Origin of the sequence: Mycolicibacterium sp. 624 (genome assembly GCF_040548615.1) — a bacterium.
Classification (GTDB): Bacteria; Actinomycetota; Actinomycetes; order Mycobacteriales; family Mycobacteriaceae; genus Mycobacterium.
The window spans coordinates 41,713-65,153 of sequence record NZ_JBEPRZ010000006.1; the positions used below are offsets into that span (position 1 = coordinate 41,713).

Genomic DNA, 23,441 nt, shown 5'->3' on the forward strand with positions numbered 1-23,441 from the left:
GATGGCAAAGCAGACACCAGATCCCGCCGCCGGGGCCTCTCGTTGGGAGGCTCCGCCGGCGGGATCGTCGCGTCCAGCCAACGATCTGACCGCCGCAGCCGAGCAGCTGCTCACCGGGGGTGCCAGGCAACTGGATTCCGGTGCCCTGCGCCAGGCACTGCTCGATCTGCACGAGTTCTGGCTGACCACCAAGGCGGCCGAGATCGGCATCACCGAGACGAGTGGCTTCGCCATTGTCGCCACCGGCGGGTTGGGGCGCGGCGAGTTCCTGCCCTACTCGGACCTCGATCTGACACTGCTGCACGACAACATGCCTCGCGAGATCGTCACACAGGTCGCCGAACTGCTCTGGTATCCGTTGTGGGACGCGAACATCCCACTTGATCACAGCGTTCGGACCGTACCGGAGGCGCTGCATGTGGCCAGTGCGGACATCTCCGCCGGCCTGGCCATGCTCGACGCCAGGCATATCGCGGGCGACGCCGACCTGTCGGCGTTGCTCATCGGTGGCGCTCGCCGTCAGTGGCGCACCGGAATCGCCTCGCGTTTCGATGAGCTGGTCGAACACGCCGAATCCCGTTGGCAGCGCAGCGGACAGATCGCGCACCGCGCCGAGCCCGATCTGAAGAATGGTCGCGGAGGCCTGCGCGACGTACAACTCCTCAACGCGTTGGCCATCGCGCAATTGGCCGACGTGTATCCCAGCCGGTCACTGGCCTCCCCGACCGGAACGCTGGGCGGAGCCCATCTTTCGCTGCTGAACGTCCGCACCGAGCTGCACCGCGTCTCGCGGCGCGGACGCGAGATGTTGTTGGCGCAGTACGCCGATGAGATCGGTGCGTCGTTGCACATCGGCGACCGATTCGACCTGGCCCGCACGCTCAGCGACGCGGCCCGCACCATCAGCTACTACGTCGACGCCGGGTTGCGCACGGCGGCCAACGCGCTGCCGCGCCGGGGTTTCGCCGCCCTGCGCCGGCCGGTCCGCCGGCCACTCGACGAGGGCGTCATCGAGTTCAACGGTGAGGTCATCCTGGCCCGAGATGCGCGACCCGCGCGCGATCCCGGCCTGATCCTGCGCGTCGCCGCGGCGTCGGCCACCACCGGGCTGCCGATGGCAGCCTCGACGCTGAGCCGGTTGTCCGAGGCGGCACCGGAACTGCGCACACCGTGGCCGCGGCCGGCACTCAAGGATCTGCTGGTGATGCTCGCAGCCGGGCCACCCGCTGTGGCCACAATCGAGGCGCTCGATCGAACCGGACTGTGGGGCAGGCTGTTTCCCGAATGGGGTGCGGTGCGCGACCTTCCGCCACGCGACGTGGTTCACATCTGGACGGTGGACCGTCACCTCGTCGAAACAGTCTCCCGCGCAAGTGCGTTCACGACGCGAGTGTCACGACCTGACCTGCTGGTACTCGGGGCGCTGTGTCACGACATCGGTAAGGGGCGTGGCGGAGACCACAGCGACATCGGTGCCGACCTGGCGACGCAGATCGGCACCCGGCTGGGGCTGTGGCCCGACGATGTCGAGCTGCTGTCCAAGATCGTGCGCTATCACCTGCTGCTGCCCAACACTGCGACCCGACGCGATCTGGGTGACCCCAAGGTGATCTCTGGCGTCGTCGACGCGCTCGGCGGCGATCCGGTGCTGTTGGAACTGCTGCATGTGCTCGCGGAGGCCGACTCGTTGGCGACGGGACCCGGGGTGTGGGGGGACTGGAAGGCGTCGCTCATCGGGGATCTGGTGCGCCGGTGCCGCATGGTGATGGCCGGTGAGCCGCTACCGCAGCCCGATCCTGTTGAGCCGCGCTATGTCGCGTTGGCCGCCGACGGTGGTGTACACGTCGACATGGTTGTGGTCGACGCACACGTCTACAACGTGACGATGATCGCCCCGGACCGTCGCGGCCTGCTGTCCAAGGCAGCCGGCATCCTGGCGCTGAACTCGCTGCGGGTGCACTCGGCGTCGGTCAACAGTCGCGACGGCGTGGCCATCAACACGTTCGCGGTCTCGCCACGCTTCGGCGAGCCGCCAGCGGCCGAGCTGCTACGTCAGCAGTTCATTCGGGCTCTCGACGGCGACCTGGACGTGATCGGCTCACTCGATCAGCGCGACGCCGAAGCCGGCGCGACCAACACCACCCGCGCCGGCGAGATCCCCGCCGCCGTGCCAGTCACCCCGGCGCCCGCGCCGCCCCGGATCCTGTGGTTCGACGGCACGTCGCCGGGGGAGTACGTGGTCCAGATCAGAAGCGTGGACAGGTCCGGTCTTCTGGCCAGGCTCACGGCCGTCATCGATCGCGACGGACTCGACATCGCCTGGGCGAAGGTCACGACGCTGGGCTCCTCGGTCGTCGACGTCTTCGGGCTCGTCGTCCCCGAGGCGACCCCGGACGCGGCGGCCCAGCACCTGGAGACCCGCGAGGAGTTGGAGCGCGAGATGTACGCGGTGCTGCCCGCGCCGCCGCCTGCCAAGCCGGTACCCGAGGCCAGCTGAGGCGCGCTGATCCTCTCGACTCCTCTCAACGGCCGGCCATCGAGCGCGTCACGTTAGGCTGGTCGGGTGTTTGAATCGCTGTCTGACCGGTTGACCGGGGCGCTCACGGGCCTGCGTGGCAAGGGGCGGCTCTCTGATGCCGACATTGACGCCACCGCTCGCGAGATCCGCCTGGCGCTGCTCGAGGCCGACGTCTCGCTGCCCGTCGTGCGTGAGTTCATCAACCGGATCAAGGAACGTGCCAAGGGCACGGAGGTCTCCGGCGCGCTCAACCCCGCGCAGCAGGTCGTCAAGGTCGTCAACGACGAGCTCGTCGGCATCCTCGGCGGGGAGACCCGGCAGCTGACGTTCGCCAAGACGCCGCCGACCGTGATCATGCTGGCTGGCCTGCAGGGTTCCGGTAAGACCACGCTTGCAGGCAAGCTCGCCAAGTGGCTCAAGGGACAGGGCCACACGCCGCTGCTGGTGGCGTGTGACCTCCAGCGGCCCGGCGCGGTCACACAGCTCAAGATCGTCGGCGAACGGGCCGGTGTCGCGGTGTTCGCGCCGCATCCCGGTGTATCGCCCGACGGCGAGACCATCGAGCAGATGACGGCGGGCAACCCCGTCGAGGTCGCCGCGGCCGGCCTTGCCGAGGCCAGGGCCAAGCACCACGACGTGGTCATCGTTGACACCGCAGGCCGCCTCGGCATCGACGAGGAACTGATGAGCCAGGCCGCGGCCATCCGCGCGGCCGTCAATCCCGACGAGGTGCTGTTCGTCCTCGACGCCATGATCGGCCAGGACGCCGTGGCGACCGCAGGCGCGTTCCGCGAGGGCGTCGGGTTCACCGGTGTCGTGCTGACCAAGCTGGACGGCGACGCCCGCGGTGGCGCCGCGCTGTCGGTGCGCGAGGTCACCGGCGTGCCGATCCTCTTCGCGTCCAGCGGTGAGAAGCTCGAGGACTTCGACGTCTTCCACCCCGACCGCATGGCCAGCCGGATCCTCGGCATGGGCGACGTGCTGTCGCTCATCGAGCAGGCCGAGCAGGTGTTCGACGCCGACCAGGCCGAGGCCGCCGCCGCGAAGATCGGCTCGGGCGAACTCACGCTGGAGGACTTCCTCGAGCAGATGCTGGCGATCCGCAAGATGGGTCCCATCGGCAACCTGCTGGGCATGCTGCCCGGTGCGGGGCAGATGAAGGATGCGCTGGCCGCCGTCGATGACAAGCAGCTCGACCGCGTGCAGGCCATCATCCGGGGCATGACGCCTGCCGAGCGCGACGACCCCAAGATCATCAACGGCTCGCGCCGGCTGCGTATCGCCAACGGGTCGGGTGTGAGCGTTGGTGAGGTCAACCAGCTCGTCGACCGGTTCTTCGAGGCACGCAAGATGATGTCGTCGATGGCCGGTCAGATGGGTATGCCGTTCGCTCGCAAGAGCGCCACGCGTAAGGCTGCGAAGGGCAAGAACAAGAAGGGTAAGAAGGGCGCACGCGGGCCGACGCCGCCGAAGGTGCGCAGCCCGTTCGGCATGGACCCCGGTGGCATGCCCGCAGGGTTCCCCGATCTGTCGAATATGCCCAAGGGCCTTGACGAGCTGCCGCCCGGTTTGGCCGACTTCGATCTGTCCAAGCTGAAGTTCCCCGGCCAGAAGTAGCATGCCGGCCCTCCATCTGCGGGGCAGGGGGCTGCCCGACGGTGAGGCCGTTGAGTGGTGGGTGGCCGATGGAGTGCTGAGCGCAGAGCGGATCAACAACGCCGACACCGTATTTGACGGCGGCTGGATCATCCCCGGGCTGGTCGACGCGCACTGTCACGTGGGGCTCGGGCACAATGGCGCAACGGGTATCGACGAGGCGATCAGCCAGGCGCAGACCGAACGGGACGCCGGGGCCCTGCTGCTGCGCGACGCCGGTTCGCCGCTGGACACCCGCAGCCTCGACGAGCGCGAGGACCTGCCGCGCATCATCCGCGCCGGCCGGCATCTGGCCCGGCCCAAGCGCTACTCGCAGGGGCTGCCGATCGATATCGAGGACGAGTCGCAGTTGCCCGCCGCGGTCGCCGAGCAGGCGCGCTGGGGTGACGGCTGGGTCAAGCTCGTCGGCGACTGGATCGACCGTGGTGTCGGGGATCTCGCGCCGCTGTGGTCCGATGACGTTCTCGTCGAGGCGATCGCCGCCGCCCACGCCGAGGGTGCGCGGGTCACGGCGCACGTGTTCGGCGAGGACGCGCTACCCGGTCTGATCAACGCGGGCATCGACTGCATCGAGCACGGCACCGGCATCACCGACGACATCATCGCGCTGATGCTCGAGCACGGCACCGCGCTGGTCCCGACGCTCATCAACATCGAGAACTTTCCCGGAATCGCCGACGCCGCAGGCAAGTACCCCAACTACGCCAAGCACATGCATGACCTGTACCGGTCATGTCATCAGCGGGTGGGCTCGGCGCACGACGCAGGCGTACCGATCTACGCGGGCACCGACGCAGGCAGCATGGTCGCCCACGGCCGCATCGCCGACGAGATCGCCGCACTACAGACCGTCGGTATGAGCGCGACCGATGCGCTGGGCGCGGCGTGCTGGGATGCCCGCGCCTGGCTGGGCAGGTCGACACTCGAGCACGGGGCCTCGGCGGATCTGGTCTGCTACGCCGAGGACCCCCGGACACCGGGCGTGCTAGACCACCCTGATCTGGTGTTGTTGCGCGGCAGGGCCTTTCGCTAATTCCTGCGGGCCTCGAGCGCGTCGAGAATGAGATCGAGGCCGTAGTCAAACTCTGCCGTGTGGTCGTAGCCCGGCTGTAGGGCGTGGTCGACGATCATCTCCCTCAGATACGGCCACTGGCCGGGCGGCAGACGCTCGAGGATGCTGCCCGCCACTTCCTCGACATCCTCGGGTGTCGTGATCGGAAGACTTGCCTCCTGGAGGACGTACCCGCTGATGTAGCTGTCGATGAGGGAGACTGCGTGCGCGGCGATCGGCAGCGTGAAACCCGCTGATCTGAGGACGCCGAGGACGGCGTCGTGATGGCGTAGCGTGGCCGGCCCCGGGTTACGCCGAGAGTCCATCAGGCCAAGTGCCCACCTGTGCTGCGACAGAATCAGACGCGCGGAGGCCGCGCGCGCACGGATCGCGTCGCGCCAGTCCCCGCATCCGACGGGTGGTAGCTCGATGGCCGCGAACACCATGTCGACCACCCCGTCGAGAATCGCGTCCTTGGTAGGCACGTGGTGGTACAGCGACATGGCCTCCACACCGAGCTCTTTCGCGACCCGTCGCATCGTGATCGCCTCCACGCCACCGCGATCCGCGACGCGAATCGCGGCTTCCAGTACCCGATCACTGCTGAGCGGTAGCGGTCGACGTGACATGGCAACTCCCGAGGCGAATGTGTTGACAGCCTTACGTGCGTAAGTCTACCTTACGGGTGTAAGTCTGATCGTGCGGATGCACGCCAACGCCGCTGAGGTGAGAGAAGGAGATCGCAATGCCGATGCCGAGGTGGTGGGGGCATGTGAACAAGCGGGTGTTCAACCCGCGCGCAATCGTGGGAGGGAAGTGGCCCGTGCTGACACACGTCGGCCGCACCTCTGGCGCGACGTACCGCACGCCGCTCGATGCCCATCCGGTCGACGACGGCTACCTGTTCATTCTGGTGTACGGATCGGGCTCGGACTGGGTGCAGAACACGCTGAAGGCCGGCGCCGCACAACTCCGGATCGGTGAACGGGACGTGAGACTCACCGCCCCACGCCTTGTCTCCGAACTCGAGGCGTTCCAGGCTCTCTCCGACGAGGTGGCGCGTCCGCCGAGGCTGCTCCGCATCACCGAGTTCCTCCGGATGGATCTGGTCGCAGGCTGAAGGGAGTGCCGGCCGCCAGGGCGCTAGTAGACGTCGCGCACGTAGCGGTGGGTCTTGATGAGGTCGTTGACGTAGGCGTGCGCGGCCGCGGCGTCCATGCCGCCACAACGCGCCACGATATCGTGCAACGCCGTATCGACGTCCTTGGCCATCTGCTTCTCGTCACCGCACACGTACAGGTGCGCACCGTCCTGTAGCCAGCCGAAGAGCTCGCTGGCGTTGTCGTGCATGCGGTGCTGGACATAGACTTTCGAGCCGTCTGCGCGATCGCGTGAGAAGGCCACGTCCAGGCGGGTGAGTGTGCCGCCCGCCGCGAACGCCTCGAGCTCGGAGCCGTAGAGGAAGTCGGTGGCCCGGCGCCGGTCGCCGAAGAACAACCATGACCGCCCCGTCGCGCCGGTGGCCTGGCGCTCCTGCAGGAACGCGCGGAAGGGGGCGATGCCGGTTCCCGGGCCCACCATGATGATCGGCACGTCGGCCGCGGGTAGCCGGAAGTTGTGGTTGGGACGCAGGTGCACGCGCAGCTCGTCGCCGCGCTCGGCAAGGAACGTCGAGGCCACGCCGCCGTGTTGACGGTCACCCGCGGCGTACCGCACGGTCGCCACCGTCAGGTGCACGTGATCGGGATGCGCAAGTGGACTCGAGGCGATGGAGTAGTCGCGGAACTGCAACGGCCGCAACGTGTCCACGACGTCGTCGACGCTCAGGTCGGCCAGCCGGATCAGGTCCAGGACGTCCCTGCCGTAGGCCCACGATCCCGGCGCCGCGATGGCAGGCTCGGCACCGCCGAGCGCGGCCGCGGCATCGGTGTCGCTGGTGCGCGCCGCCACCAGGGCCTGCAATGCGCGCGACGGTGTCCGGATCTCCAGACGCTCGGTGAGCAGGACACCGAGTGGCTCGTCGTGATCGGGGACCGGGTGGTCCGCGCCGACACCCAATTGGGTCAACAGGGCGTCGACGAGCACGGGATCGTTGGTGGCATGCACGGCGATCGAATCGCCTGCGTGGTAACTGATTCCGGAGCCGGTCAGGTCCAGCTCGTAGTGGCGGACTTCCTTGTCGGATTCCGGCGAGTTGAGCAGTCGGTTCACGACGAGGCGCACGTCAACCGGTAGGTGGCGCTCCCGGGTCGACGGCTCGGAGGCACCGACGGCGACAGCGGTGTCGGCGACGGCGGTGTCGGTGGGCGCGGCGCCGGCCATGTCGGCCTGCAGCACCTTGATGACGTCGGCCGTCCATGCGGCGGCGGGCTTCTCGTAGTAGCCGTCAACGTCGACGCGGTCGACCATCCTGGTGCCGCCGAGTGTCCCGAGGCGTTCGTCGAGGAGCTTGCCTGCGTGGCAGAACAGTTCGTATGAGGTGTCTCCGAGCGCGAGGACCGCAAAGCGCAGGTGCTCGAGCCGATCCGTCTCGGCGCTGATCGCCTCCCAGAACAACGTCGCGTTATCGGGGAACTCGCCCTCACCGAACGTCGAGGTGACGACGACGAAGTGGGTCGCGGTGCTCAGATCGGCGAGTTCGACCTGGTTGAGCTCGATCGCCTCGACATCGATGCCGATGGCGGCGACGGACTCGGCGAACGTCATGGCCGCGTCCTCGGCGTTACCCATATCGGTGCCGTAGCCAACGATCAGCGACACATCGCTCTGGCCAGTGATGATCGTCCCCCTCGGTGAAGAATTTAGGGCGACCTTACTTGGGTGTGGGCGGTGGTGGGGGCGTCCCTCTGGCACGCTCGCTGACATGGCTGACCATCGCGCCCATTTCGACTTCGAGATCCACTTCGCCAATGGCGGGGATCTGACCGGCACGGGGTTCCGGTTGGACCTGCCCTCGGCCGATCTCGACGCGACGGCGATCGGGCGGCTGCTGATCGTCCACCTCGGACTCGCCCTCGTCGACACCGTGGAACTACGCGAGATTCGGGTCGTGGAGGAACCCCACCGCGGCAGCCGCGGGGTGGCGCGGGAGTCCGCGGGCTCGTCAAGCCGCGTCATCGACCTCAGTCACCCGATTCGCGCGGGGTTGATCACCTATCCGGGTCTGCCGGCCCCCGTCATCGCACCGCACCTCACGCGGGCGGACTCACGGTCGAAGTACGCGCCGGGAACCGAGTTCGCCATGGACGTCATCACCATGATCGGCAACACCGGCACCTACCTCGACTCGCCGTTTCACCGCTATGCCGACGGTGCCGACCTCGCCGGGCTGGACCTGGCGACGCTGGTCGGGCTGCGCGCCGAGGTGTTTCACCTCACCGACGCGTGGGACGCGACGCGCCGTGGCATCGGTGCCCAGACGTTGGCCGATCGGGACGTGGCCGGTGCTGCGGTGCTGCTGCACACCGGGTGGGACCGGCACTTCGGCACGGCTGCCTACGGTCTCGGCGCGCCGTTCCTGACCGCCGAGGGCAGCCAGTACCTGATCGACGCGGGTGCGGTGCTGGTCGGCATCGACTCGGTCAACATCGACGACACGGAGTCGGGAGGCGAGCGCCCCGCGCACACCCTGCTGCTCGGTGCGGGTGTCCACGTCGTCGAGCACCTCACCGGTTTGGAGGCGCTGCCTCCACGGGGCGCCCGGTTCACGGCGGCGCCGCCGGCCGTCGAGGGATTCGGAACGTTCCCGGTCCGCGCGTTCGCCGAGGTGCCGGGCGACTAGCGGGACTGGGAAAAGCCCCAGTCGAACAGGCCGATCGCCTGGCCGTACAGGTCGCCCGTGCCGTACATCTGCACGACCACAAGGCGGCGGTTACCGCGCTGCGCGGCGCCGACGTAGGTCTTGCGGGCGAGATTGGTGTAGCCGGTCTTGCCGCCGAGATCGCCGGGGTAGCGCGCCAACAACTCGTTCTGGTTGGTGATGACCTTGCCGGGAAACTCGGCAGAGGGTTGCCGCAGGATGTGCGCGATCAGCGGATAGCCCAATGCTGTCCGGAAGATCACCGCGAGGTCGTGCGGGGTGGTGATCGATTCCCAGCCGGGCCCGTCGAGACCCGAAGGCGACGATGCCCTGGTACTGGCGGCGCCAATGCTGGCGGCCTTGCGGTTCATCGCCGCGACCGCGACACGTTGTCCACCCAGCATGTCGGCCAGCATGTTGGCGGCGTCGTTACCCGACACCATCAGCAGCGCCTCGAGTAGTTGGCGCGTGGTGTAGGGCTGACCCGGTTTCAGGCCCACACACGAACACTCGATCTTGGTGTGCGAGGCATTGGGGCGGGCGAAGTCACCAGGCCGCAGGTTGTCGGCCACGACCATCGCCAGCAGAACCTTGATGGTGCTGGCCGGCGCGTAGCGGCCGGTGGCGTTCTTCGCCGCGAGCACCTGACCGGTGTCGAGGTCAGCGACCAGCCAGGCCTGGGCGGGTCCGTCCGGCGGCGCGCCGACAACCCCGACCGCCGCCACGTCCGGCGCGGCCGTGGCAACAGGTGCGGTCGACACCGTCAGCGTCGTGATGAGGGCGAGCGCCGTCGCCGCGAACAGTCCTCGCACGATGCGAGCGTAGGGCTGGCAGGACTCGGACAGCCCTCGATCAGGTCTCCGTCAGGTATCGACGGCGTGGTTGCGCTCAGCGCCCGCTGATGGTGTCTGCGAGCTGAGCGATGACGGAGGTCCGGCCGCCACCGCGCGCTTCACGACGGTCAGCCCAGCTGTAGGCCTTATAGATGCCGTGAATGCCCAACCACCGCAATGGCTCTGGCTCCCAGCGCCTCGTCTGCTGGTTCACCCAGGGCAACCGGGTCCGTTCGGTGTCCTCGGCCAGGATCAGCTCCGCCAGGGTGCGGCCGGCGAGATTGGTTGCGGCGACGCCGGTACCGACGTAGCCGCCGCCCCAGCCAAGCCCTGTGCTCGGGTCGTAGCCGACCGTGGCACGCCAATTGCGCGGCACCCCCAGGACGCCGCTCCAACCGTGGGCGATCGGGATGTCCCGTGCGGCCGGGAACCATGCGCGCAGGATCGCGGCGAGCGCGGCGACCGTGGAGGCCGCGATGTCGCCGTCATTGTCGGTGCGGGAACCCCACCGGTAGGGATTGCCGCGGCCTCCGATCGCAATCCGCCCGTCGAGCGTGCGCTGTGCGTAGGAGTACACGTGTGACAGGTCTTCAAGCGTGTCGTACTGCTGCCAACCGATGGCCTCCCACGCCTTGGGAGGCAGCGGTTGAGTGATGATCATCGACGAGTTCAGCGGCGCCCACGTCCGTTTCTCCCCGGCCAGCGCGGCTGTGAAACCCTCTGTGGCACGGATGACGTGGGTCGCGCTTACGATGCCCCGATCGGTGACGGCTTGATGAGGTGTGATCCGTTCGACGCGGGTCTTGTCGTGAATGCGGACCCCGAGGCCCCGTACCACCTGCGCCAAACCCTGCGCGAGCTTGGCGGGATGGATGCGGGCACAGTGCGGTTGCCATAGACCGCCGAGTGCTCCGTCGACACGGACCCGCTCGACTGTCTCGGCGGCGCTCATCCGCGCGTAGCCCTCCTCCGGCCACTGCTCGGCGTGACGGACATGGGCGTCGACGCGCCGAAGTTGAGCCGCGTTGCGCGCCACCAGGAGGCTCCCGCCCTTTCGGACCTCGGCGTCGATACCCTCCCGCTCGGTCACCGCGATCACCTCGTCGACGGTGTCGTTGAGCGCCAACTGGAACGCCCGGGTGGCGTCCCGGCCGAACTCCGCGGCATAGCCGTCCTGGCCGCCGGTGATCGTGTTTGTCAGCCAGCCGCCGTTGCGGCCGGACGCGCCGTAGCCGGCGAACTCCTGCTCCAGAATGCGGATCGACAGCTCAGGGCGAGCCCTCTTGAGGTAGTACGCCAACCACAGGCCGGTGTAGCCAGCCCCCACGATCGCCACGTCGGCATCGGCCGGCCCGTCGAGGACATCGGTGGGTGTGGGCCGCCCGATCTGGCTGTACCAGAACGACACACCGCCGGTCGTGGCGATCTCGCGGTCACCGTCTCGACTCATACGACAAACAGGTCGTGCTCGAGCGCTGTCATCGTGCGCGGCCCGGTGGAAGTGCACTCGACCGTCTCGCCCAGCTTCAACCCGAAACCCTCCTCCGGGAGATGCAGGTTGGGCTCGACCGTGAAGGACATCCCCGGCGCGAACCGATGGGGGTCGCCCTGCACCATCGTCATGGGCTCCAGCCATCCCGGCGGGTAGGCGACACCGAGGCTGTAGCCGATCCGGTGGCACCGATTGCCGTGCAGCCCTGCGGGTTCGAGCACCGCGCGGGCCGCGTCCTCGGGCTCCTGTACGGCGTTTCCTGGCGCCGTCTTGGCGACCGCGGCGAGGTGGGCCTGCTTCTGCAGCTCGGCGACCTCACGCACGCGCGGTCCGGGCTCCCCGACGGTGGCGGTGCGCATGAGGACGGCGTGGTAGCGGTGTACCACGCCCGCGAGTTCAATGCAGACCACGTCGCCGCGGCCGAGCACACGCCGGCTGGCCATACAGTGCACCAGGGCGCTGCGCTCGCCGGACACCACCATCGGCGGAATGGCGGCGTGCTCACCACCGGCCTCACCCAATGCCCTCGCGGCAATGCCGGCGAGGTCCAACTCGGAGATGCCGGGGCGGACACGGCTGAGTACCTCGCTCATGGCGTGATCGGCGATCGCCGCGGCCTGGCGCTGGTAGGCGAGTTCGGCCTCGGTTTTGACCAGCCGAGCCTCTGGCACCACATAACTGCAATCGCTGACGGTGGCGTTCGGGAAGGCCGCGACGATACGCAGGTAGGTCGACGGCAGCATGGTGAAGGCGTCGGTCTCCAAGCCGAGTCGGGCGCTGCCGAATCCGAGATCGGAGACCGCGCTGATCAACGCATCCACCGGGTCGGTCACCGAGATGTCATAGAAGCGGCGCTGGCTCAGCCACGAACACGCGTCGACGCCGGGCGCCTCTGTGGTTCTGGTGACGAAGGTCGGTTCGCTTCCTGCGTCGGCGGGGACGATGAGCGCCTGCGGCCAGAGATAGCCGACGGAGTCCACCCCGGTCAGCCAATGCACGGCGTCCGGCATGGATACGAGCATCGCGTCGAGACCGGCCTCCCTCATCCGGGATTGCACATCCGCGAGGCGGTGGTGGTAGGTGGCGATCGGAAAGGCGCTTTGCAGCATGGGTGTTCCTAGCTTTCTCGGGGTGGGGGCGGATACCTCAGCCGCGCCGAAGCGCAGGCCAGGTTTCCTGGTGATTGGCGACGACATCGGCAAGTGCCTCGTCGAGGCCGAGAGTCTGGTCCGGTATGTACGCCAGCGGGTCCTTGGTCGGCACCGCCGTGCCGAGCAGCCCCTCGATGGTGGCCAGCAGGCAGTACGGGGCGTAGGACGGGTTGTAGCCGCCCTCCTGTACGAGCACCACGCGTCCGTCGCAGTGCGCTGCCGCGAGTGCCGAAAGTCGTTCGCCGATCGCGCGGAATCCCGCCATCGTGACGTTGTGCCTGCCGTTGGGGTCAAAGGCGCTGGCGTCCTGACCGCTCGCCGCGATGATGAGCTGCGGTTGATAGGCCTGGGCGATCGGGGTGACGATCTCGTCGATGGCCCTGAGGTACCCGGTGTCTCCGACCCCAAGGGGGAGCGGGATGTTCACGTTGTGGCCGATCCCGCTGTCCGCTCCGACCTCATCGGCCCACCCGGTCTGGGGATGGGTCGGGCCCCACGGCCCGTGATTCATGTGAATGCTCGTCGTCAGGACATCGTTTCGACCATAGAAGATGTCTTGAGTTCCGTTGCCGTGGTGTACATCCCAGTCGATCGTCAGGATCCTGTGGAGGCCGGAGCGCAGTGCGAGCTCGGCGATGAGAGCGGCATGATTGAACATGCAGTAGCCGTCGGCCTGAGCCACTTGGGCGTGATGGCCCGGCGGTCGAACCAGTGCGTACGCGATCTGGGAGCGGCCATCGAGGACGGCTGCTCCAGCCTCCAGGGCGGTGCCCGCTGCCGCGCACAATGCTGGGTAGGAGTCCGCGCCCACCCTGGTGGTGCCCGTTATCCATCCACCGCCCGATGAGCTCAGGTCCTTGATCTGGTTGAGGTACTCCGCCGGGTGCACGGTGCACAGTTCCTCGTCGCTCGCGAGCCTGCCAGCGCCCCAGGTCAATTGGGATGCGACGGGTCCGGAGCGCAGAACGGAGTGCATCGCCCGCAGCCGCGCCGGTCCCTCCGTGTGGGATTCGGGCATGGTGATCCACGGGCTCGGGGCGACTTCGTGCAGTGCCGTTCCGGTGTCGTGGTCGAGGACGCGTTCGTCCCAGAAGACGGTCAGCATGTGCACTGCCTCACTCCTGCGCTGGGGTCATGTTGTAGACGAAGAACGCCGGCTTGTCACTGATGTTGGCCAGGTGGTACTTCCACCCCGGTGCGAGATACACGGTGTCGCCGGGGTGGAGGTCGACGACCTCATCACCCCAGGTGAATCGCAGCGTTCCCTCGACTATGTAGTAGGTCTCGTCGACCGGGCCGTACCAGTGCTCACCCGGCTCGGTGTCGTCCTCGGCAGCGCTGGACCAGCGGTTGGTCTCGTCGCCGGGGTCCATCCAGCAGACGCCCTGGGTCAGATTGCTGCCGTGTGCGGCTCGCGTGATGATTCGGCTGATCCGCACCTTCGTCGGCGCGCTCTCGGCGGCGACGGGGATGACGTCCCTAAGCGGGATGACGACGGGCCGGGGATGCTCTGGCACCTTGCTCCTATTCCTGGGTTGGGTTGCTGATGAAGGGGTTTCAGTCGAGGAAGTAGCGGGCGCCGTCCGGTGCCCAGCTGAGGGTCACGGGCTCGCCGGGGGCCGGGGTGCTGTCGGTGGCCGGCACGCGCGCGATCAGCTCGCCGACGGCGGTGGTCGCGACGATGCGGCGGTCGGTGCCGAGATACACGACGTCGGACACAGTCCCGTCCACTGTCGCCGAGCCACTTGAGGCGCTGGGACCCACGGTGATTCGCTCCGGCCGCACCACCAGACGCCCCGTCCCGTCCGCAGCGTCGCCTGCGGGCAGTCGCACGCCGTGCTCGGTGGTCAGCACTCCCTGGCGGGTCACTCCCGGTAGCACGTTCGATTCGCCGAGGAACGTTGCGACGTGCAGGGTGCCGGGGGAGTCATAAAGGTCCTCCGGGGTGCCGAGCTGTTCAATCCGGCCCCGCTCGAACACCGCGATTCGATCGGACATGGTCAACGCCTCTTGCTGATCGTGGGTTACGAAGACGATCGTGACCCCCAGATCCCGGTGGATCCGACGGACCTCCTCCTGCATGCGTTCGCGCAGGGCGCGGTCCAGGGCGCCGAACGGTTCGTCCATCAGCAGCACTGTGGGGGAGAAGACAAGCGCGCGGGCCAACGCGATTCGCTGCTGCTGACCGCCGCTGAGCTCGGTCGGCCGGGCGTCGGCCTTTTGGCTGAGTTCGACCACCTCGAGCGCCTGCATCGCCAAACGTCGGCGCTCTGCCCGGGACACCCCACGCTGCTTCAGCGGAAACTCGACGTTGACAAGGACACTCATGTGCGGGAACAGCGAGTACTGCTGGAACACCATGCCGATGTTGCGCCGGTGCGGTGGTATCCCGGTGATGTCGTCGCCGGCCACCGTGACGGTTCCCGATGTCGGGGTGGTGAATCCGGCGATCATCGACAGCAATGTGCTCTTGCCGGAGCCGCTCGCTCCGAGCAGCGTCAGCAGCTCCCCGGCGTGGATATCCAGGTCGACGCCATTGACGGCCACGTTCTCGCCGAACTGCTTGGTCAGCTTCTCGATGCGCACCGGTCGGCCGCGCTGGCTGAGCCGCGGACTGGCGTCAATGGGAGGGGTCGACTTCTGCGAGATCACTTGTTTTCCTTCGGGACTGAAGATCGGCGCGTACGGACGATGGACACGAGCCTGGGGGTCAGGATCACTGCGGTCGAGAACAGCAGGACGAGCGTGGCGGCCACCGCGATCGCTGGATCGGTCTCAACGGTGACTGAGCTGTACATCTTGACCGGCAGCGTGCGCACGGTGGGAGACTGCAGGAAGTACGACACCACCACCTCGTCGAGGCTCGTGACGAATGCGAACACGAAGCCCGTGGCGATGGCGGGAGCGAGCAGCGGGAGCTGAATTTGGCGGAATCGACCCAGCGGACTCGCCCCCAGTACCGCCGCGGCACGATCCAGAGTCGGGTCCAGTCCCTGCATCGCGGTGTTGACGGGGATGATGACGAAGGGAATCGCCAGCACCGTGTGTGCGAGCATCAGGCCGAGCATCGTGCCGGACAGGCCCCAACCGAGGTAGGTGCCGAAGATCGCCACGGCGGCAACGATTCCGGGAATGGCGATTGGCACCATGAGAAGACCCCGCGCCGCACCGGAGCCGGGGAGTCGGCTTCGGTTCAGCCCGTAGGCGGCCAGGGTTCCGACCACGGTCGCCACAACCCCGGTCAGCAGCGCGAGGGTGAGGCTGGTGCCCAGTGCCTCCAGCCAACCGCGGTCGGTGAAGAACTTCTCGTACCACCGCAGCGACCACCCCTCATTTGGGAACGCGAAGCTGCGGCGGTCGGTGAATGACAGCGGGATGACGACCAGCGTCGGTGCCACGAGCAGCAGTCCGACGACACTCGCGACGACGACGATGGGCCAGCGGACCCGGGTGGCTTGATTCATCGGGCACCCGCCGTCGTCCCGGTCCCGACCAGAGCGCGAAGCGGTTTGAACGCCAGCAGACCGACCAGGAGGCTGGCCACTGTTGCCAGCAGCAGGATCAGCGAGAGGCCGCCGGCGCCGGCGAAGTCCACCAGCCGCTCAACTCGGACGCCGATGACCTGAGCAATCAACGACTCCTGCGGGCTGCCGAGAAGCTGCGGAGTGATGTAGAACCCCAGCGCGAGGATGAACACCAGGACGCTGCCTGCGAACACGCCCGGCGCAGAGAGCGGCAGGTAGACCTGCGCGAACGCACGGAATCGGTTGGCGCCCAGGCTCTGCGCGGCGGTTAGCAGGCCGCGGTCGATCTGGCCCAGGCTGGTCGACAGGGTGAGAACCATATAGGGCAGGAGAATCTGGACCATGCCGATCATGACGCCGATGCTGCTCCCGAGCAGGACCACGTCAGGCATCCCGAAGAATCCGAGCACCGCAGCGACCGGGCCGTCGCGTTGTAGCAGTGAGATCCAAGCGAACGTCCGCGCCATCAGACTCGTCCAGAATGGCACCAGCACGACGACCATCAGGATGGACTTGGCGGTGGGGCCCACCAATGTCATCAGGTACGCGTAGGGATAGCCGAGGAGTAGGCACACGACGACGGCGACGGCGCCCGTTAGCAGTGTCCGCCCCAGCACCCGAAACGTGGTCGGGTCCGCCAGCAGGGCGCGGTAGGTCTCGAGACCCAGCTGCGGTTCGGTGAACGATCGGACGAGGATCGCGCCGATCGGCACGAGGAAGAACACGATTATCAGGAGCAGCGCCGGGGCTAGCAGCGCGAGTGCCCAGCGTCTTTTCACTGACATGGCGACTTCCACCTACCTGCGCGGTCTCGCGGGCTCTGTCGATCTCGAATGCTGATGTGGGGACTCGGCACCATCAAGACGTCGACCACGCCGTCCACGCCTTGTTGGCCGCGTCGTTGTTGTCGGCCCAGTACTGCACGTTGGTGATGACCGCCTGCCCCTGGATCTCTGGGGCCGCGACGTCGTACTTCTGCTGTAGTTCGTCAAGCTTCGGCGCTGCGTCGGAGTTGGCCGGGGAGTACGGCTGGAGTTCTGCGAAACGCGCTTGGGGCTCAGGGGTTGCCGCGTACTCGATGAGCGACTGTGCCGCTTCGAGGTTCTTGGTGCCCTTGATGATGCTCAGGCTGGCCCACGCCAGCAGATTGTTGTCCCACACCGGTGTCAGCGTGGCCCCGTTCTTCTCGGCCTCGTATGCGCGACCGGACCACATGAAGGCGATATCGGCGGTGCCGTCCTCCATCGCCTGCTGGCTTTCGGAACTGGTGTTCCAGAACCGCAGCGAGTCGCGGATCGTGTCGAGCTTGGCGAACGCGCGGTCGAGGTCGAGCGGATAGAGGTTCTCTGGTGCCACCCCGTCGGCGAGCAATGCCAGTTCGAGCGCGCCGCCGCCGGCCCAGTTCGGCACCATCCGGATACCCGGGAACCGCTGCAGGTCGAAGAAGTCGGCGTAACTGGTGGGCCCCTGCTCGAACTTCTTGGTGTCGTAGACCATCACGGTCGAGTACTGCGCGAACGGAATGGCGCAGTCTGACACGGTGCCCGGCGGGAACTTGCTCACATCGATCTTGCTGAGGTCGAGCTTCTCCACGTACTTGCCACAGTTTGCGACGGGATAGAACGGCTCGGTGTCGACGACGTCCCACATGACCTGGTTGGCGTCGACCATCTGAGCGATCTTCGGGTAGGACGTGGGGGAGTCGTTGGTCACGGCGGTGTCGGTCTCGGCGGACCACGGGTCGAGCAGCGCCTCGTTCTGCGCGTCCTGATACGCGCTGCCGTAGCTGGCGAACGTGACCTGCTTTCCATCGCCGGAGGATCCGGAGCAGCCCGACACGGCAAGTGCCGCCACTGCGGTGATCGTCAGGACCTGGTAGCGAGATCCGAGGCGCATGGGTTTCCTCCTGGGGAGTTCAGAGATGCAGGTCACAATAATACGATATTATGGTGACTACGGCCACTTATTGGTCGCGACATCGCTCGGATCACCGCCCGGTGCGCGATTTCAAGGCAGAGTGCAGGAGGTTTCGGCAGTGAGCAGAGGAGCTGCGCCATGACGAGCGACGCGCCCGCCCAGAGCGCCAGCGAGAGTGACCTGGCGCGGCTTCGTCGCGCCCAGATACTTTGTGCGGCAGTCAAAGTGATCGCGCGCGACGGTGCGGATCGGGCCCGGCTGAAGGATATTGCCGCCGAAGCCAGGGTCAGCCTGGGGCTGGTGCAGCACTACTTCCGCACCCGACAAGAACTCATGGAGCAGACGTTTCAGGTCATGATGAGCGTCAGCCTCGATGCCTGGCACCGGTTTGCGGATACCCAGCCCGATCCACTCGTGACGCTGTTCGCCGGGCTGCGGTTGCATGCGATCGGCAGTGTCACCTTCGCCGAACGCTGGGGATTCTGGATGGAACTGTGGGCGTCGGCCCGCCGCGATTCGGCCCTCTCAGCCATCGCGCACGAGGTCTACGCGCGGTGGACCGGGCCGTTCCGGAACGCCATCACGGCTCTGGCCGCCGCGGATAGGGCGACGACCACGGCGACTCACGACCACACCGCTCTGGTGTTGATGTCGCTGATCGACGGCCTGGCAGTGCGATCGATGGTGGATCCGGCTGTGGTCACCCCGGAGGGGATGTACGACCGGCTGGTGGACGCGACGACCGCACTGCTGTCGATCGCCGCCGACGAGTCGCGGGCGGCCGCTCAGGTCGCCAGGGCCGCCGTCGGAGACGGAACGCTGACAGAGCCGCTGACACCGGAGTTCATCGAGCGAATCCTGGCGGGACACGGGAACGGCGTTCACGCACCCAACTGATTCGAGCGGTCAGAGCGCGCCGATGCTCACCGAGCGGTCCTGGGCGAAGCCCCAGTCAAGAAGCGCGGTCGCCTGATCCCAGTAGGTGGGCCCACCCTCTTTGACCAGGCCGAACATCATCGCGACGACGAGGCGTCGACCATCGCGCTGCGCGGCGCCGACATAGGTCTTGCGGGCGACGTCGGTGAAACCGGACTTGCCACCGAGCATGCCGGGATAGCGGAACATCATCTCGTTCTGGTTGATCAGCGTCGCCGGGCCCGCGTCGCCGGGGAACGGTGCCGTGTGCGCCGCGGTGATCGCGGCGAAGACCGGATTGGCGAGCGCCGCGCGGAAGATCAACGCCAGGTCGTGTGCCGTCGTGTAGCCGTCGATACCGGGCCCGTTGAGACCGGACGGTGACCCCGCGTGTGTGGCTGCCGCACCCAGCGCGGCGGCCTTGGCGTTCATCTTCGCCACCGCCGCGTCCCTGCCGCCGAGCATGTGCGCCAGGGTGTTGGCGGCATCATTTCCCGAGACCAGCAGCAGACCGTCCAGCAGCTCCTGCGTGGTGTAGGTCCGGCCCGCCTCCACGCCGGCGCAGTTGCACTCGACCGTTGCGTCGGCCTCGTCGGCGACCACGGTGGCGGTCAATGGGAGTTCGTCGATGGCGACGAGCGCCAGGAGTGTCTTGATCGTGCTGGCCGGTGCGTGCGTGACGTACTGGTCGCGGCCCGCCAGGATCTGCCCGGTGTCCAGGTCGGCCACGATCCACGCGGGCGCTGGCCAGTCGGGCATCGGAACGGATCCGACGGGCGTCACCTCCACATCCGCCGAGGCCACCGGGATGGCGAGGGTGAACACGGCCGCCGTGGCGGCCAGGACTGCGGTGACGAACTTCCCCATGAAGCCAGGAGCCTAACCCGCTTACCTGTGTGTGACGCAGATCGTGTTTGGGGCCGCTCCCAACGGGCTACGTAGTGGACGCGGGCGACGTTTCTGGGTACCACCATGGCTTGTCGCCCCCGAACGAGAGGGTGATTGGACACCATGTGCGGCATCGCTGGAGAGGTCGCCCGCGGGCGTCCCGCCAATCTCGCGGCAGTAGCCGCCATGACGGACTCGATGGTCCCGCGCGGACCGGACAGCTCCGGCCTCTGGGCCCGCGAGGATGTTGCGCTGGGCCACCGCCGGTTGGCCATCATCGACCTGTCCAGCCACGGGCATCAGCCCATGCACGACCCGGAGCTCGGCCTCACCGTCGCGTTCAACGGGTGCATCTACAACTACGCCGAACTGCGCCGCGAACTTCTGGGCAAGGGCTACCGCTTCTTCTCACACAGCGATACCGAGGTGGTCCTCAAGGGCTACAAGGAGTGGGGCGACCGCGTCGTGGAGCACCTGTTCGGGATGTTCGCCTTCGCGGTGGCCGAGACCGACAGTGGACGCGTCCTGCTGGCCCGCGACCGGCTCGGGGTCAAGCCGCTGTACTGGTCCGATGTCGTCGACGGGAACGGTGCTGGCGCGCTGCGGTTCGCCTCGTCGCTGCCCGCCCTGGTGGCCGCCGGGGGAGTCGACACCGACATCGACCCCGTCGCACTGCATCACTATCTGAGCTTTCACTCCGTGGTTCCCGCGCCGCGCACGATCCTGCGCGGCGTGCACAAACTGCCGCCCGGCACCATCATGGCTATCGAGCCCGATGGCACCCGTATCGAGAAGACGTGGTGGGAGCCGGTTTTCGAGCGGTCATCCGAACGGGACGGCTGGTCGGAACGAGACTGGCAGGACGCGATCCTGGCGTCGCTGCGCACCGCGGTGGAGCGCCGCCTGGTGGCCGACGTGCCCGTCGGCTGCCTGCTGTCCGGTGGGTTGGACTCCAGTCTCATCGTCGGCCTGCTGTCGGAGGCGGGACAGCATGGCCTTAAGACGTTCTCCATCGGCTTCGAGGCGGCGGGCGGCGAGGAGGGTGACGAGTTCAAGTACTCCGACGTCATCGCGCGCCACTTCGACACCGATCACCATCAGATCCGCATCGACACCGCGCGCATGCTGCCTGCGCTCTCAGGCGCCATCGGGGCCATGAGCGAGCCCATGGTGAGCCATGACTGCGTGGCGTTCTACCTGTTGTCCGAGGAGGTCAGCAAGCAGGTCAAGGTGGTGCAGTCGGGGCAGGGCGCCGATGAGATCTTCGCCGGCTACCACTGGTATCCGCCGATGGCGCACGCCGCGGATGGGGACCCGGACGACGCGCTCACTCGCTACCGCGCGGCGTTCTTCGACCGTGACCACGATGCGACGAACGCGTTGCTGCAGCCGAGTTGGCGCCTCGACGGTGACGTCGCGGGACAGTTCGCGCGAGCGCACTTCAGCCATCCCGGTGCCGACACCGCGACGGACCGCGCGCTGCGGCTGGACACCACGGTGATGTTGGTGGACGACCCGGTCAAGCGCGTCGACAACATGACGATGGCGTGGGGGCTTGAGGGCCGGGTGCCGTTCCTCGATCACGAACTCGTCGAACTGGCGGCGACCTGCCCGCCCGAGCTCAAGACCGCGTTCGGCGGCAAGGGTGTGCTGAAGGAGGCTGCCCGCCAGGTCATTCCGGCCGATGTGATTGACCGCCCCAAGGGCTACTTCCCAGTGCCCGCGCTCAAGCATCTGGCCGGACCGTACCTCGATCTCGTCCGCGATGCCCTGCACTCGGACTCGGCGCGGACCCGCGGATTGTTCGATTCGGGTACGGTCAACTCGATGCTCAATGAGCCCAATGGAAATCTCACACCACTGCGCGGAAACCCGCTGTGGCAGTTGGGTTTGTTGGAGCTGTGGCTGGCCCGCCACGTGGATGGGGCCGCGCTAGCGTGATATCCGAGGCCGTGCGCGAAGAATCCACCCAAGGTGTGATCCAAGACCTCGGCTGGGGAAGGCTGGTGTTCGGCCAGACGTTCTCCGACCCCGACCAGTTCGGCAATGCGTTGCGGGCCGAGGGCAGCGGTAGACGCGATATCGGCATGTATCTCGACGCGCCGCATGTCTTTGTCGCGCTGCATCCGCACGAGTTCTTCATCGACCCGAGCTTCACCTACCGGCTGCGATTCGATCACCCGGGCGAGTACCGGCCGGACGACGTGCCGGGAATGTCGGTGCGAGCGGTCAGTTCGCCCGAGGACTGCTCGGCGATCAATCACATCTACCTGCAATGTCGAATGGTGCCCGCCGACGTCGATCTGATGTGGCGCAACTGTGAGTCCGAGCCGCACATGGTGTATCTGGTCGCGGTCGACGATGAAACCGGTGCGGTGGTCGGCACTGTGACCGGAATTGATCACCGACAACTCTTCGGCGACGAGGAGAACGGCTCCAGCCTGTGGTGTCTTGCGGTCGACCCGACGGTGTCACGCCCCGGGGTCGGTGGGCTGCTGGTGCGGTCGCTCGTCGAGGAGTTCGTCAGGCGTGGCCGCGCACAGATGGATCTCTCGGTGCTGCACGACAACGAGGGCGCCATCGCGCTGTATGAGCGAATGGGTTTCGAGAGGGTTCCGCCGCTGGGTATCAAGCGCAAGAACGCCATCAACGAGAAGTTGTTCGCGCCCGTGCAGGAGGAGGAGGGTCTGGCCGAACTCAACCCGTACGCCCGGATCATCGCCGACGAGGCCATCATGCGCGGGATCACCGTCGAGGTGCTCGACGGCAGGGGTGGCTACCTGCGACTGACGCACGGCGGCACCAGCGTGGTCACCCGGGAGTCGCTGTCGGAGCTGACCAACGCCGTCGCGATGAGCCGCTGTGACGACAAGCGAGTCGCGCGGAAGGTGGTGGCCGAAGCGGGTATTCGCGTACCCCGTGGCCACGATGCCACCTTCACCGACAAGGACTACGAGTTCCTCGCCGAGGTCGGCTCGGTGGTGGTCAAGCCGGCCCGCGGTGAACAGGGCGCGGGTATCACCGTCGGGGTGAGCAGCCCCAAGGACCTGGACCGCGCGCTGGCGTGGGCCGCCAAGCACTGCCCCGAAGTGATCATCGAAGAGCGTTGCGAGGGTGAGGATCTGCGGGTCGTCGTGATTGGCGGCAAGGTGATCGCGGCCGCGATCCGTCGTCCACCCGAGGTGGTCGGCAGCGGCAGGCACACCATCCGACAGCTCGTCGAGGCGCAGAGCCGTCGGCGATCGGTGGCCACTCAGGGGGAGTCGGTGATCCCGGTCGACGACCTCACGCGGGACACCATCGCCGAGGCCGGGTGGACGCTGGACGACGTGCTGCCCTCCAATGAACACCTGGTGGTGCGGCGGACAGCCAACCTGCACACCGGCGGCACCATCCGCGACGTCACCGACGATCTGAACCCGGCATTGGCGAAGGTGGCGGTCGACGCCGCCGACGCCATCGGCATCCCCGTCACCGGCATCGATCTGATGGTGCCCAGCGTGGAGGGTGCGGAGTACGTCTTCATCGAGGCCAACGAGCGGCCCGGGCTGGCCAACCACGAACCTCGACCCACGGCCCAGGCGTTTGTGGATCTGCTCTTTCCACGGACTGCCGCGACACCCTGGGCGTGGCAGCCCGGTCCCGTCGATCACGGCTGAGTAGGGTCGCGCCGTTGGTTGTGTAAGACATTGAGATG

Annotated in this window: 20 protein-coding genes; 8 read left to right on the forward strand and 12 right to left on the reverse strand. The window is 67.3% G+C overall.

The window, feature by feature from the left end:
- The first annotated feature begins 1 nt into the window (after position 1).
- The 3 genes from ABIA65_RS22545 (at position 2) to ABIA65_RS22555 (ending at position 5,207) form a co-directional block, all read left to right on the forward strand.
- Positions 2 to 2,497 (forward strand): [protein-PII] uridylyltransferase, encoded by a 2,496-nt coding sequence (locus ABIA65_RS22545; protein WP_354524953.1) that lies wholly within the window; start codon positions 2 to 4, stop codon positions 2,495 to 2,497.
- A gap of 66 nt (positions 2,498 to 2,563) precedes the next feature.
- Positions 2,564 to 4,135, forward strand: a complete 1,572-nt coding sequence (ffh, locus tag ABIA65_RS22550) for a signal recognition particle protein (protein WP_241399815.1) — start codon at positions 2,564 to 2,566, stop codon at positions 4,133 to 4,135.
- A 1-nt stretch (position 4,136) separates the two neighbouring features.
- On the forward strand, positions 4,137 to 5,207 hold the full coding sequence (locus ABIA65_RS22555) for an amidohydrolase family protein (protein ID WP_354524954.1): 1,071 nt from the start codon (positions 4,137 to 4,139) through the stop codon (positions 5,205 to 5,207).
- On the opposite strand, the gene ABIA65_RS22560 is transcribed toward ABIA65_RS22555, so the two are convergent.
- Positions 5,204 to 5,854, reverse strand: a complete 651-nt coding sequence (locus ABIA65_RS22560) for a TetR/AcrR family transcriptional regulator (protein ID WP_354524955.1) — start codon at positions 5,852 to 5,854, stop codon at positions 5,204 to 5,206. The genes ABIA65_RS22555 and ABIA65_RS22560 overlap by 4 nt on opposite strands.
- A 116-nt stretch (positions 5,855 to 5,970) precedes the next feature.
- Here ABIA65_RS22560 and ABIA65_RS22565 point away from each other — a divergent pair, with 116 nt between their 5' ends.
- Positions 5,971 to 6,345, forward strand: coding sequence for a nitroreductase family deazaflavin-dependent oxidoreductase (locus ABIA65_RS22565; RefSeq protein ID WP_241399812.1), 375 nt, complete (start codon positions 5,971 to 5,973; stop codon positions 6,343 to 6,345).
- A 23-nt stretch (positions 6,346 to 6,368) separates the two neighbouring features.
- On the opposite strand, the gene ABIA65_RS22570 is transcribed toward ABIA65_RS22565, so the two are convergent.
- A complete protein-coding gene (locus ABIA65_RS22570) occupies positions 6,369 to 8,003 on the reverse strand; it encodes a diflavin oxidoreductase (RefSeq protein WP_354525204.1) in 1,635 nt (544 codons plus the stop codon).
- 85 nt (positions 8,004 to 8,088) lie between these two features.
- Here ABIA65_RS22570 and ABIA65_RS22575 point away from each other — a divergent pair, with 85 nt between their 5' ends.
- Positions 8,089 to 9,006, forward strand: a complete 918-nt coding sequence (locus ABIA65_RS22575) for a cyclase family protein (protein ID WP_354524956.1) — start codon at positions 8,089 to 8,091, stop codon at positions 9,004 to 9,006.
- Here the strand turns inward: ABIA65_RS22575 and ABIA65_RS22580 are convergent.
- The 9 genes from ABIA65_RS22580 to ABIA65_RS22620 all read right to left on the reverse strand — a co-directional run bounded on the left by ABIA65_RS22580 (position 9,003) and on the right by ABIA65_RS22620 (position 17,920).
- On the reverse strand, positions 9,003 to 9,836 hold the full coding sequence (locus tag ABIA65_RS22580) for a D-alanyl-D-alanine carboxypeptidase family protein (protein ID WP_354524957.1): 834 nt from the start codon (positions 9,834 to 9,836) through the stop codon (positions 9,003 to 9,005). The genes ABIA65_RS22575 and ABIA65_RS22580 overlap by 4 nt on opposite strands.
- A gap of 76 nt (positions 9,837 to 9,912) precedes the next feature.
- A complete protein-coding gene (locus tag ABIA65_RS22585) occupies positions 9,913 to 11,307 on the reverse strand; it encodes an NAD(P)/FAD-dependent oxidoreductase (RefSeq protein ID WP_354524958.1) in 1,395 nt (464 codons plus the stop codon).
- The gene (locus ABIA65_RS22590; protein WP_354524959.1) at positions 11,304 to 12,458 is read right to left on the reverse strand and encodes a M24 family metallopeptidase; all 1,155 of its coding nucleotides are present in this window, start codon (positions 12,456 to 12,458) and stop codon (positions 11,304 to 11,306) included. Before ABIA65_RS22590 ends, ABIA65_RS22585 begins: the two co-directional genes overlap by 4 nt.
- 37 nt (positions 12,459 to 12,495) lie before the next feature.
- Positions 12,496 to 13,605 (reverse strand): arginase family protein, encoded by a 1,110-nt coding sequence (locus tag ABIA65_RS22595; protein ID WP_354525205.1) that lies wholly within the window; start codon positions 13,603 to 13,605, stop codon positions 12,496 to 12,498.
- Positions 13,606 to 13,615: 10 nt separating this feature from the next.
- Positions 13,616 to 14,017 (reverse strand): cupin domain-containing protein, encoded by a 402-nt coding sequence (locus tag ABIA65_RS22600; RefSeq protein WP_354524960.1) that lies wholly within the window; start codon positions 14,015 to 14,017, stop codon positions 13,616 to 13,618.
- 40 nt (positions 14,018 to 14,057) lie between these two features.
- Positions 14,058 to 15,152 carry an ABC transporter ATP-binding protein gene (locus ABIA65_RS22605; protein WP_354524961.1) on the reverse strand — a complete coding sequence of 365 codons (1,095 nt, stop codon included), beginning with the start codon at positions 15,150 to 15,152 and terminating at the stop codon, positions 14,058 to 14,060.
- Entirely contained in the window at positions 15,149 to 15,964 is an 816-nt protein-coding gene (locus tag ABIA65_RS22610; protein WP_354524962.1) for an ABC transporter permease, read from the reverse strand. The genes ABIA65_RS22605 and ABIA65_RS22610 overlap by 4 nt, the downstream gene beginning before the upstream one ends.
- A complete protein-coding gene (locus ABIA65_RS22615) occupies positions 15,961 to 16,809 on the reverse strand; it encodes an ABC transporter permease (RefSeq protein ID WP_354524963.1) in 849 nt (282 codons plus the stop codon). The genes ABIA65_RS22610 and ABIA65_RS22615 overlap by 4 nt, the downstream gene beginning before the upstream one ends.
- Before the next feature lie 73 nt (positions 16,810 to 16,882).
- Entirely contained in the window at positions 16,883 to 17,920 is a 1,038-nt protein-coding gene (locus ABIA65_RS22620) for an ABC transporter substrate-binding protein (protein ID WP_354524964.1), read from the reverse strand.
- A 159-nt stretch (positions 17,921 to 18,079) separates the two neighbouring features.
- On the opposite strand from ABIA65_RS22620, the gene ABIA65_RS22625 reads away from it, so the two are divergent.
- Positions 18,080 to 18,838 carry a TetR/AcrR family transcriptional regulator gene (locus ABIA65_RS22625; RefSeq protein WP_354524965.1) on the forward strand — a complete coding sequence of 253 codons (759 nt, stop codon included), beginning with the start codon at positions 18,080 to 18,082 and terminating at the stop codon, positions 18,836 to 18,838.
- A gap of 9 nt (positions 18,839 to 18,847) precedes the next feature.
- Here the strand turns inward: ABIA65_RS22625 and ABIA65_RS22630 are convergent, their stop codons facing one another.
- On the reverse strand, positions 18,848 to 19,723 hold the full coding sequence (locus ABIA65_RS22630) for a D-alanyl-D-alanine carboxypeptidase family protein (protein ID WP_241399808.1): 876 nt from the start codon (positions 19,721 to 19,723) through the stop codon (positions 18,848 to 18,850).
- 144 nt (positions 19,724 to 19,867) lie between these two features.
- Here ABIA65_RS22630 and ABIA65_RS22635 point away from each other — a divergent pair, with 144 nt between their 5' ends.
- Together ABIA65_RS22635 and ngg are read left to right on the forward strand one after the other, a co-directional pair.
- Positions 19,868 to 21,685 (forward strand): N-acetylglutaminylglutamine amidotransferase, encoded by a 1,818-nt coding sequence (locus ABIA65_RS22635; RefSeq protein ID WP_354524966.1) that lies wholly within the window; start codon positions 19,868 to 19,870, stop codon positions 21,683 to 21,685.
- Between the two features lie 11 nt (positions 21,686 to 21,696).
- Positions 21,697 to 23,403: an N-acetylglutaminylglutamine synthetase gene (gene ngg / locus ABIA65_RS22640; protein WP_354524967.1), complete on the forward strand. Its 1,707-nt coding sequence runs from the start codon at positions 21,697 to 21,699 to the stop codon at positions 23,401 to 23,403.
- Positions 23,404 to 23,441: the final 38 nt, after the last annotated feature.